At 41.7% G+C, this 12,012-nt stretch carries 12 protein-coding genes; all 12 read right to left on the bottom strand.

Annotated elements, in window-relative coordinates; all coding sequences use genetic code 11:
* Positions 1 to 55: 55 nt before the first annotated feature.
* Entirely contained in the window at positions 56 to 868 is an 813-nt protein-coding gene (locus KP78_RS09895) for a hypothetical protein (RefSeq protein WP_041088518.1), read from the bottom strand.
* 78 nt (positions 869 to 946) lie between these two features.
* A complete protein-coding gene (locus KP78_RS09890) occupies positions 947 to 1,183 on the bottom strand; it encodes a hypothetical protein (protein ID WP_041088516.1) in 237 nt (78 codons plus the stop codon).
* 14 nt (positions 1,184 to 1,197) lie between these two features.
* Positions 1,198 to 2,190, bottom strand: coding sequence for a hypothetical protein (locus tag KP78_RS09885; RefSeq protein WP_041088514.1), 993 nt, complete (start codon positions 2,188 to 2,190; stop codon positions 1,198 to 1,200).
* Complete coding sequence (locus tag KP78_RS09880) at positions 2,190 to 5,102, bottom strand: phage tail spike protein (RefSeq protein ID WP_041088512.1); 2,913 nt, start codon at positions 5,100 to 5,102, stop codon at positions 2,190 to 2,192. Before KP78_RS09880 ends, KP78_RS09885 begins: the two co-directional genes overlap by 1 nt.
* Positions 5,099 to 6,571, bottom strand: coding sequence for a distal tail protein Dit (locus KP78_RS09875; RefSeq protein ID WP_041088510.1), 1,473 nt, complete (start codon positions 6,569 to 6,571; stop codon positions 5,099 to 5,101). Before KP78_RS09875 ends, KP78_RS09880 begins: the two co-directional genes overlap by 4 nt.
* Before the next feature lie 2 nt (positions 6,572 to 6,573).
* Positions 6,574 to 9,417 (bottom strand): phage tail protein, encoded by a 2,844-nt coding sequence (locus KP78_RS09870; protein ID WP_041088508.1) that lies wholly within the window; start codon positions 9,415 to 9,417, stop codon positions 6,574 to 6,576.
* Between the two features lie 19 nt (positions 9,418 to 9,436).
* Positions 9,437 to 9,775 carry a hypothetical protein gene (locus KP78_RS09865; RefSeq protein ID WP_052474746.1) on the bottom strand — a complete coding sequence of 113 codons (339 nt, stop codon included), beginning with the start codon at positions 9,773 to 9,775 and terminating at the stop codon, positions 9,437 to 9,439.
* 2 nt (positions 9,776 to 9,777) lie between these two features.
* Positions 9,778 to 10,245 carry a tail assembly chaperone gene (locus tag KP78_RS09860; protein ID WP_041088506.1) on the bottom strand — a complete coding sequence of 156 codons (468 nt, stop codon included), beginning with the start codon at positions 10,243 to 10,245 and terminating at the stop codon, positions 9,778 to 9,780.
* Positions 10,246 to 10,313: 68 nt separating this feature from the next.
* Positions 10,314 to 10,841, bottom strand: coding sequence for a phage major tail protein, TP901-1 family (locus tag KP78_RS09855; protein WP_268747522.1), 528 nt, complete (start codon positions 10,839 to 10,841; stop codon positions 10,314 to 10,316).
* 20 nt (positions 10,842 to 10,861) lie between these two features.
* Positions 10,862 to 11,266, bottom strand: coding sequence for a DUF3168 domain-containing protein (locus KP78_RS09850; protein WP_041088503.1), 405 nt, complete (start codon positions 11,264 to 11,266; stop codon positions 10,862 to 10,864).
* Positions 11,267 to 11,270: 4 nt separating this feature from the next.
* Complete coding sequence (locus KP78_RS09845) at positions 11,271 to 11,696, bottom strand: HK97 gp10 family phage protein (protein WP_041088501.1); 426 nt, start codon at positions 11,694 to 11,696, stop codon at positions 11,271 to 11,273.
* Positions 11,689 to 12,012 carry a phage head closure protein gene (locus tag KP78_RS09840; protein WP_041088499.1) on the bottom strand — a complete coding sequence of 108 codons (324 nt, stop codon included), beginning with the start codon at positions 12,010 to 12,012 and terminating at the stop codon, positions 11,689 to 11,691. The genes KP78_RS09845 and KP78_RS09840 overlap by 8 nt, the downstream gene beginning before the upstream one ends.

Raw genomic sequence — 12,012 nt, 5'->3', positions numbered from 1 at the left:
TAATTCTTATTTTTGTTGCTGCGCAGTTTGTTCCAACAGTTCTATAATTCATTAGTTAATGTCGTTCTTTTATAGTTAAATATTGAGTGATTTCTTTTCCGGGAGTAGTTAAAAACACTTCAACTGCACCATCACCATTTAGCCTTTTAGCATCTATAAACCCTGCTCTTTTAAGTTCGAAAAATGAGTATCCGACTCTGTTAATTATTAACTCTTCTTTTATCCCTTTTGTGTGGCAATAAGCTTTTGCTAGTTCATGATGATATTCTTCTTTAACTTTATTCCCTTCTTGAACCATCTCGAACTTTTTGAAAATCGGAAAGTTTTTATAATCAGATAAAACACTTAATGCCTGAGGAGATAATCTTTCTATTTGCGAAAGAGAAAACTTATGGATATCAAATAGCTTTGAGAACGATTCATTATTAATAATGAATTTTAAAGCAGATGATAGATGTTCAATGAGATCACCATCAGGAGGAGAGTCATCCAAAATCCTCAATATTTTATTAAACAGCGTATTGCCTTGTGGATTTACTAAAAATTCTTTAAGTTTGTCAATCGATAAACGATGATCGTCTACTTTGTCCATATAATGAGCCAGTAGCAATGATTTTTTTGCCTCGGTTATATCTTTGTTTACACCATCGTTCCATTCTAGAAATGTAGTAATTACCTCTCCAAACGTCCCTAACAAGGATAAAGCTTTTGATTTAGCGACTTCTTTTGTGTGCTCATTTCTTATTTGCTTTTCTGTTTCAGGAGATAATGCTATTTCATCTAACCTCCTCTCTAGATCTTTCTGTTTGTAATCTAGATAATATTTTGGCTCTTGTAAAATCGATTTTAATTCATTATGCTTTTTCAAAAAACATCCCCCACACTTGTTATTATTAAATCCATCTTACAATTTTCTTATGTGGAGGTACAGGCATAAAAAATACACCTATGCTATAGGTGCTTCTACTACTGTTGGAGTTTCTCCCCATATCATTAAAATAGCATTTGAATAATCAGCTGGTACCTCGGTTTTTAACTCTTCTCGCCCTGAAATGCTATTCGTATATGCTTTGCGCCAAGGCTCTCCGATGGGGTATTCAGCACCTTCTACAACCGCATATTGCTGTTTTTTAATACTTACGCTGTCTTGAGAAAGTGCATCTATTGTGTATTTTTCAATCATTTTTAAACACTCCCTTATATTAGGTACGATCCCGAAATTTGAAAAAATGTCGTATTATTAATCTGGGTCGCTACTAACCCAACATTTGATACATTATCACCACTTTTCCTCAACCTAACTCTACTCTCATTAGGCAATGCTAAAAATCCTAAATACGGACGAGTCGCATCAAGTGTTAAGCTAGAAAAGATCGGAACGACACCATTCGGTCTGTATCCGATGGTATTTCTGACTACGAAAGGTAAACCCGATATAGCCACTTCACCTGCCATATTTACATCTTTTAGAGACAAAGAAACGAAAGCATCGAAATATAAACGACCACCAACTTTCGCATATCTACCATCTTGTGTAGAATACGTGTTGCTACCTGCTGTTGTTAAACCCTGGATCACAGGCGTCCATACTCCTTCTTCGTAATCTTGCGAAGCGATACGCCCCATGCCGTGAACACCGCTAGAAAACAATGCTGCTGTATGAGCATTAAACTGAGTATCGTCGTTATCAAGCCTGCCTTTTAATGTTGGATAGGTCGTTCCGTTAGCTCGTACCCTCGCCTGTGCAGATTCGGCATTCGAATCGGTTTCACGCTGGACAATGGTATTAATGAGATTTAACAAGTAATCGATCGTTGCGAAATTAACAGGCGTATAAGTGACATCATCCTGAGATTTAGTCACGCGCATGATCAAGTTATCTTCAGCCGGAAATTTTTCGACTAGCCCGTCTCCACGAGTTACGGTTAGCTCAATAAAAATTTCGCCAACTCCTATTGGATCAGCATCCTGAAATTTTACCGAAACTTGACCGTCTGTTAGAATTGTAGCTGCTCTAGGTGCGATCAACCTCCCTAATCTGCTAGCAGCTGTCCATGTAACTGTAGCTCCGGTTAAATCCACTCTAGCTCCGTTTCTGTCTAATAGTTGGATGACAAATTCATTTTTTGTATCACCAGCTTTGGCGATATTTCCTGCTATAAATTCTGCTCGATTTATAGGCAAGTACATTATGCAGTTCCCCCTTTCTCCAGTGTTTCTACTCGTTTGATAAGATCATTAATTGCTAACTGTTGTTGCTCAATGATTGTTTGTTGTTCCTGAAAACCTTTAACAAGCAAAGCGACAGCTTGCATGGAAATTAATCCTTCACCAGATGGGTCGACAATCTCCCAAACAGCTTCGTCGAGGATAAATCCTGCACGCAAAGGCTCGCTGTCTAAATCTCCATTTAAGTGATAAAAAGAAGGGATAAGGAGTTTTAAACGCTCAGTAGCGTTATATCCCTTGCACTCCATCGATTGGATATTTTTCTTATACTCTCTTCTCGATGCGGTGACAAAGTCACTACTTGCAATTGGAGCGTAAGCACTATCGTCAGCCTTTCTTACTTGCAGTTGTGCTGCGGTACCATTTAAAAATTTTAATCTTACTGTACCGGTACTCATCGAACGGTGAAAAGGATCTGCCGCATCCACATCGAAAAGGAAAACTTCATGATGACCTTTAGGATCAATGTAAAATTCATTGGTTGACCTCGCCGTGCCATGTAACTGACCGTTGACGTTATTAGCCTCGTATACAACAGACGATTCGCCTTCAACATTATCAGTACGTGATAAAAAAACTCGCTGTTCATTGAAAAAAGATCGGCTTGTGCCTCCTGGATCAGCACTTGTTAACTCGATGATGTGATCTTTTATCTGGATGAGATACGTGTAAAGACCGTCTGTTGACGCATATTCCTGCCGGACAATCCCGTTTTCAATGACCGTTTTATTTTCCCCTGCTTGTACCTCCACACGACCTCTAAACGTACCGCCTGCCCCGTCTAGATCACCTGCTAGCTTAAGGTTCCCTGTCTGAGCATCGACATAAAACATGTTTATCCAAGGATCATTAACCGTGGCTCTGCGCTGGATTACGATCCCGACTGTGCTGTTTTGGACCGTTCGAACGAGCTGATCTCCACGAACAGTGACAAAACCATCCGTATTGGAGATACTTACACCATTATAAGTAGACCCCTGCAGGACACCATTCTGATCGACATAGACTCGAGCATCAGCCACTGCATCTTGATATGCTTGACCACTAACAAGGTTAGCGTGTTCCTTCGCATTGTTTTCAGCTTCAACAGCTCTAGTATCATCTGTATACTTCGAAGCCAAAACCCAATCAGCCGCATTATAGACGCCGGTTGACCTCGATACTGAGCATCGCATTAAGTCACCGTTAACCCCTTGACTCCATAAATCGCCAACTTCGTATGGCGGAATTGGCTGATTAACAAATACCCTCCGCTTACCATCTGCTGTGTCCTGCGCTCTCTGAGCATCAGCGAGGGCTTTTGTAACGTCTGTATCCTCAATGCGTTTCCATTGATAAACGTCGGCATTTAACTTAAATCGATATCCATAGCCCGTAGAATCGTCATAGAAAAGATCGCCCAAGTGTTGATTCTTTAATTCGTTGGTGGTCCAGTCACTTGCTGGCAAGTTTTCAAGAGTCGGCACGTAAGGATAAAACCATGTGGTAATACTCCCATCAATCTGACCTTGTATGTCGGCTAGTTCTTGATTATAGAGCGTTTTATCAACATAATTGATTAATTGCTGATTAGTATAGGCGTCAGCTGCAGCCTTTGCTTGATCAGCTTTTACCTGAGCTCCTGCAGGTGTCTCAGCTCCAATGTCAGCAGCTTGGGTAGGAGAATATTTATCCCAAACAGCAGTAGTTGAATTCCAAGTATGCGGCACATCAACTGTTCCACTTGTATCAATCCATAAGGTTCCTATCCGTCCAGGTGGTGCGCTGTTCGATTTAATTACTTTTATGGCATATAAGTCTTGTAGCTGCCTGAACGTCTGAAAAACTTCGTCCTCCGTGTACGTCACAACCTCACCGATCTTATACACTTTACTCGCTTTATCTACGATTGATCGCTCAACCCGTATCACTCGCGCATGAGCATATAAAGGCGGCGAAAAATCTGGATTTTTTATACCTAATCGATCACCGAGTCGCGTAGCTTCATGCGGAAAAATACTTTCTAAATCGGCACCAGTGATAAAGTAGTCCGTAACAGATGCGATACGCTTTTTTAACTCGGTTGTGCCATACTGTCGTAATTCTTCTAACGTCATCTCTTGACGGTCTGATTGAGGTTCATATCGGTCGCGAATATGTTTCTTTTTCCAATTCCATGCCTGAAAAGCACCTGCATCCGTAACAGTTGTAATTAACCTCGTACCATCATCGCGTTCAGGACCATAGCAATCCAAGGCGGTCACTACGCGGTCACTGTGGACAACCTTTTCGATATCGACTAAATCCTTGCCAAGCACAATCTCTTTGCCGTTGTCACGCCCTATTCGTTTGATAAAGTCCACGTAACGACCTGTGATCCGGTTTCCTGATGTTTCAACGCGAAATCTTAGTTCCACGTCAAATTCATTCGCGACTTGGACTAAAAAACTATACGCACCTAACGGCTGATTAAAGGTTTTCGTGCGGATCCCTTCATACTGAATTTCACCTACTTGCCATCCTGTATCGACTAGAGCAGCATTCGCATATTGCCTCAAAGTATAACTTTGATAAGTAGTAGGATTTAATGTTTTCAGTGCGTTTAAGTCTGTATAAGTCGCGACAGCACGCACCACTTTCTCATTCTTCATGTAGGTGGCTGCGTTATAAATAATAAATTCTTCATATCCTCGATCTTCAGATGGGATAAGGAGACGTCCACGTTCTGAAAAAAATTCTGCTTCCGGAATATTCGCTGGCATATAAAAACTATATGAATTTTCTCCGCTGATTTCATGAACATGAAGGTCGTCCCAAAACAGCTTTTCTCCCTCATTATTTAAATAACCAAGCAAACGATCATCGTGATGATGAAGCGCATGAATAACTGTCATAAGAATCTCTCCCTAAACGTGACCTTGCCGGATAATTTTGTAGAAGGCTCCAAGACTAAGTCGGTCTTGCCTTTTGGAAGCATAAAAAAAGAAGCCCCGAAATCTTTCAGGTCGCTTCTGTATTCTCCGTTTATTTTAATGCTGCTGTCACGCATATCTATCTGAATGATGTCGCCAGCGTATGCGATGTAAGGTACTTGATTATCTGTGACTGTATTAACGCGCTTAATCAGGACGTCATCGATGTTAACTGCTTCAGTAGGCACGGTGCCTGTCTGTCCGGCATGTAATTGTATTTGAGATAAGTTACCAGTAAATCGCAACTCGGCATCTGTGTAAGTCCTATACATACGATTAACATGAGCGCCTGTCTCCGGATGAAATTTAGCAACATAGAAAAACCACTCGTTCCCTATTCTGCCAATCCGCATAATCCCTCTAAAGTCTGCCCACGCGGTACCTGCACCTTCACCCTTGCCGACATAAAGAAATTCTGTATCAAGACCGCCACCTAGACGGATCTCGACCGTATTCCCTAATCCTTCATTTCCGATCCGTTTCATCGCGACTTTCGCAATAGCATCGCTTAAATCGTTTAAAAGATAATATTCAACCCGACTTCGCTTATCGTAGGATGTGGACGGGAAACCTAGTAAAAACTCTGCAATAAAATCCTGTAAAGGCGCTTGTGGGACACTTGTTTTTATCGTCGGCCCATGCCATGTGCTTCCTGTGCCGTAGGATTGCACATTGAGCGAGAATCCGTTTGTCTGAAAATTCCCTGCCGGAACACCACCATCCACATCGGTTCCAGTGGTCCATCCTGTTGTATTATCAGCTTTATAGTTCATCACGACTTCTTCTCTTTGTATCGGAGTCTGCTCAACTGTGACAGGCTCACCGATGCGCATATAAGCATCACTACAGATGATATCCATGTAGGTGATATCTTCTAAGACTTCGATTTCAAATACTGGTGCTGCTTCTCTATATCCGTTATTTCTGACGGTTGCTAAGCCATTAACGAAGTTCTCCTTATTTTCATGGCCGTATTTGTGAGGATCTGGGCAAATAAATGTGATCGTGGTAACATGAAAACCATTCCATTCATAACCTTCCGTCACTCGTTCGCTGATCGCGTAATAGGTACGGTCGTACTCATCATGAAAAATTAAAGGTGCTGGTTCCTCTAATGATAAAATATCATTTAAATCTTCTAGCTTTTTTCTTAATTCTTCTGCTGAATCGCAAGCGAATAACACTTCCATTGTTATCGTTCTAGGAGGGTACTTTACCCCTTTAATTAAAGCGCCAGGACGAGAAGGAACTGAAAACAGTTCCACTTCCCGACCATAAATTGCACGCCCGTTGTCTGATTTAATGTAGAAGAATTGGCTTAAATCCACGCCATTAAAATAAATAGGGAAACTATCTTCTATTATTTCGTCTAAAATATTTCTAATCGACATAGCTACCCCCTCCCTATTCGGATCATATCTTTGCGCATATCATTTTCATCTTTGACGTATGGAGCCGTTACACGCCCCACTTCCCGACCATCCATTACAAGGATAATGTCACGATCAGGCAGCTCGAATTTATCCAACTCAGCACTAAACGCATGCTTGACGCCTCTCATATCGCTGTTATTAATTGATGTGTCTAGGGACGCTGATACACCCATGTCAGCGAGAGCGATTTTCGGAGCTAAGTTATCCGTCATAATTCCGGCTATTCCAATGGCTGTATCTCTGACTTTTCTGCCCATTGAGGCGAGTCCGTTTACTAAACCTTGACCGATAAATTCCCCTAATTTATGAGTTTCTCTAGATGGCGAATGGGTATCGGTCTTTTTGGTAATCGCGTCAAGTATATTTCCAGCTACTCCGGTAACCGTATCCCAAACTGCTGTCGCCATTGACGCTATACCATCGATTAATCCTTGTATGATGTCCTTACCGATTTGAACTAAATCAATACCTTCAAAAATGCTTACTATGCTATCCCAAATACTGTTTGCGGTTTCTTTGATCGATTCCCACGCGGCTTCCCAATCACCTTTGATTAAATTCATGATTGTATCAATTATTCCGAATACTAAATCTGTAGCGATTTCTACAGCTGTAGTGATTGCAGCCCAAGCTATTTCAACGACACCTGAAATAATAGGCCAAACAGTTTCAAAAATGCCTTGAATTAATTCCAGGGCAAGTTTAATAACTGACCAAACAACATCTATCGCTAAAGATATCGCAGTTTTGATATCCTCCCAAACGGCTTTAGCTATGGATAAAATGGTTTCTCCGTGTTCGTTCCAAAATTCTTGTATCCTCGTAACTACTTCTTTTATGAATTCCCAAGTTGCCGAAAGGAAAGTGGTTATGGCAGTTTTAATACCTTCCCAAGCCGTTTTTGCATTAGAAAGTATAGAATCCCCGTGTTCTGCCCAATATTCTTGTATAAGTGTAACGACCTGCATTATGAAGCCCCATGCTGTAGTCAAGACAGTCACAATGGTGTTATAGACAGCATCCCAAATACTCTTGGCGGTAGTTTTTATTGATTCATTATTTTCATTCCACCAAACAACTATCGCTCCCCATACAGACATGACAAAATCTGAAACTGCTTGGACTACGGTCGAAATGGTGGTTTTAATAGCGTTCCATACGGTTATTACACCTTCACGAAACTTCTCATTTTCGTTCCATAGACGAATAAATACGGGGATCAGTAATGATAGAACCCCTATGATTATTCCAACTGGACCACCTAAGAACATGAAAGCTCTAGAGAGAAGTGGGAGAGCTTTTGAAGCTAAACTAGAAATGAATGGTGCAACCTTTGCTATGGTAGCCCCAAAGTTTGTGAATAGTGGTTTTACAAAAGTGAAAGCTTTACCTACACCAGCCATTAAAGCTGTTCCGAAACCACTAAACAGCGTAGTTATAGCCACAATCGTAGGTACTAAAGCTAGAAACAAACCTGCTAAAACTGTGATGACTGATATGATTACACCGACTACACGGTTATTTTCCATTAGACTATTAGTCCAGCTCAAGAAACGATTAACAAGATCCAATAGCAAAGACCCAACTGGCGCTAATCCAATTCCTAAATTGACGAGGAAAGTGGTGATGTTGCCGATCAAGCTGATTACTTTAGGTGCATTATCCGCTATATAACCTAAGAACATTTGAAAGTTCTGATTGTTTCCTAATTCAGAAGCCCATTGTTTGAATCTGGACATCATATTAACGAGTCCATCCATCATTCCAGCAGATGAATCTCCGAATCCTGCAAATAAATATACGATCCCTGCGATTGCATCTCTAAAAATCGCTCTCATCTTCGGCATATTCGTATTTACATAATCGACAAATGATTGGAACTTATCGCTTGCCGAAAGACCATTTGCCCATTCTGCAAATCGCTCAGCCATTGCACGAAAGCCCTCAGCCGTTTGAAGAGATAACGGTGCAAAAGCAACCATCATGTTCATAAATCCTTTTCCAAGTAACCCTAAAGCTTCACCTAATACCTTCGTAAACGGTCCAGCGTAGTCATTCAGCGTTCTAAAGAAATTCTGAAGCTCTGCGCCTCCCACTTCTTTATTCAGTGAATCAAGCAAGCCATTTACAGCATTAGCTGTATTTAAAAACATCGGCTCCACAGAGGACAATACTTTTCTTGAGATCTCCATTGCCTTTGTGAATCCATCCATAACTGGCTGTTCAACTGTTTTGACGATTCTTTGCCATACGGACTCGGTTTTATCAAAGTCTGCTCTGGCAGCTGCTTGCGCGACTGTGAGGTTTTCAGTTTCTCCAAAGATCGCTTTAATTGTTGGAATAGCCGCAGCGCCAAATCCAATAGCTGCAGTACCAGCGAAACCAAATGCAGATCCAAGAGCGAAGGTTGATCCTCCAAGTGTTCCGATCATCGGACCTAGGTTGCCTAAAGCCCCTGTTAATGTAGCGATAATAGGTGCAAGAGTTGGGCTTATAGATAAGAAAGCCCCGCCTAATTGGTTTTGAATAACGGTACTTAAAGATCGAATTGTATTAGCGATACGGTCCATTCTTTGTTGGAAGTTATTTACTCTCACCTCTACAGGAATGATCACCTTGTCTCGGGCTAAGGCTCTTGCTTGAGCAGCTACCAACGCAGCTTTGCGTAAAAACTCCGAAATGTCTGCACCAATCGGCTTATCTGTACCCATAGCCGTTTTTCTTACCTGAGCATCTACTTGCTTCATTTTTGCCTGAAACTCTTTAATTCTAGCTCCGATTCGAGCCATGAAATTTTCGTGCATAAGCAATTCCTCCCTTCTTCTATTGCGGCATCTGATAAGAAGACATCGCATTTTTCATACGGTTATAGCGTGTTTTGTCCATCGGTTGCTTAACCTCTTGACGTGTATATTGTAGAGACCCTTTTTCAAGCTCTCTTCGTGCCTTCTGAGCATCAAACAGCTTCTTAGCCGTTGTGCCTTTCTTATTAGCAGCAATCGCGTTCATCATGGCGCCTTTGCTCATGTTTTCGATGTTATCGATCTCACGAAGATGAGCACCCTTTAATTTGGCTTTATACTCATTCATGGTCCATGATCCAATCACATCATTGTCATAGACTTGCAGGTAACGAGCGCATAACTCGTACACCTTCAGCATGTCTATGCCGTTTTCTTTTTCGTCCCTAGAAGCTCCGCCTTGCTGTCCTTCATGCGCTGCACGTATGTTTGCATCTGAGTTTTTTCCTTCTCGTCCTTCGCGAACTCTGGCACCTTCTCGAGGTCCTTCCAGTATTTCTTCGCTTGTTTTTTGAAAAAACCCGAGTTATCCATCACCGCAAATGCTTCCTTGAATAAATCTTCTGTGTCATCATCAGCTTCGATGCGTTTTTCTAATGCTGCTTCAATGTCTGCTAGAATCGGACGGTCTTTAAGATGATTCACAGCGCAATCCCAAAACCCCAGCAAGCCATCATGATCAAAATTCAGCAATTTTTCATAGATGCTATTGATGCCGGAAGACTTGTTCCCTTCTTTGTCCTGCCCGTAATACTTGTCTTTCGCCAGACTGTTAAATTTAAATGTCACCTTAGCTTCATAATCTTTCCCGTTCACGTTTAAAATTGGCATGTATGATTCCTCCGTTTTCATTAAATAAATTCATAGAAAAAAGGACGAGAATGATCTCGCCCTTCGTTTTATCCTGCTGGTGCTGGTGCTGTTTCTTGGTTAGGGAAAGATCCCGTTGTCTCGCCCGGTGCTTCGAACCCGTATTGCGCAAATTCGATAAGGTCAGCTGACAGTGCTGGTAATTCGCCTTTTTGAGACTTCAGATAAATCGGTAGCGAAGTAGAAACTTCTACAAAGCCATCAGTCGGCTCAGACGTTTCAATATTTTCAATGATTGTATAAGCAAAGCGTGCATCGTGCTTGTTGGTTGCGTTTAATTTGGTATTCACGCGCCAAACTTTCAACTGTTCTTCATTGTCATATGCATCCTCTAAAGCAGATTGACCGCTATCGCCTATCTCTGAATAAAAAGTTATCTCGAAGTTCTCCGATTTAGGACCATATCCGACAACTCGACCGAATTTCGTCTGCTCATCGATCATATCTTGCTCTCGAGAGTGTGAACCTTCTGTCTGATGACCCACAGCAAGTGGCGGTGATCCAAGTGGTACATTTACTCTTTGTACCAAGTAAATAATGTCTTTACCTTGTTCCATTCCCATTCTCTTCACTCCTTTTATTTAATCCAGAATTTTACCCTGATGACACCGTGATTTGTTTTTCCGTCAATGTCATCGAACACCTGACTCCTCGGCTCATCCATTTTGACAATAGAAAAACCACTGCTTAATGACAGTGGTTGTCCATATAACGCATTTTCAGCAGCCTCGATTATGTCATAACTTTGTTTTTTTCCCATCGCATCTGACCAGGTATGGATAACAAGCGAAACCTCTTCTCCGTTTGAAGTCTTATCCGTGAATGGTTCCTTGATAGGTTCCCCAATACGAATGTACGGAAAAGGCTGATTGCTAGGAACATGATCAAATACACCAGAGACTAATGAGGTTACTGTTGCATCATTGGAAAGCCTCTGAAAAATTGCAACTTGCAATGGCCATAACGCGGTTTTTCTCGCCATCACATCACCCCAGTTTCTTTATCTCTCGTGAGAAGTACCTTCGACCTTTATCGACTGAAGGGAACCAAAACGGCTGAGCTGGCATTCCTCGAGTGAATACCCAACGATTTAATTTGTCGGACCAGTAGACCCACGGTGTTTTTCTGCCGTCGCCGCCCTCGGCGTATATGCCTGTTCCGAACTCCAAGTAAATTGCTATGGAAGAACCAACTTCGACGGTGCAAGTCAGACCATCCAAGCTACTATAAAACGTAATCGATTGACGAGTATCACCAGAATCAACTGCAACAGTTGCAATAGCGTTGTTATAGATGATCATTCCAGTTTCCTGAACAATCTCTCGAACACGCTCTAGGATCTCGTCTCCAAACTCTTTTAAAGCGCGCTGTAGTAATTTATTTCCTACCTGTACTTTCGAGTTTCTAGCCATTTTGCACCAACTTCAGCGCAACCCTCATGATCTCATGCTGGCCGCCTTGATCTTCTGGTTTTCCGCCAAGCTCATATACTTCGCCTTCGCACACTACACGCATCGCAGAGGTTATATCGTTACGATACGGATAGTAAAGGTAACGATCTAAAGGATTACTTAGTTGATGAGCTTGATAGCGCTCATTACTTGTAGGAGTGTCTAAAAAGCCGTAAATCGTTGTGTAAGGTACAAATGTATTTGTGAACCCTCCACCGCCATCTGGAACACGCTGAACGGATTGAAATCTGACTGCATGCGGAAATTCATCATACAT

Origin of the sequence: Jeotgalibacillus soli (assembly GCF_000829435.1) — a bacterium.
GTDB lineage: Bacteria > Bacillota > Bacilli > Bacillales > Jeotgalibacillaceae > Jeotgalibacillus > Jeotgalibacillus soli.
This window is presented reverse-complemented; position numbering and strand designations above follow the sequence as displayed.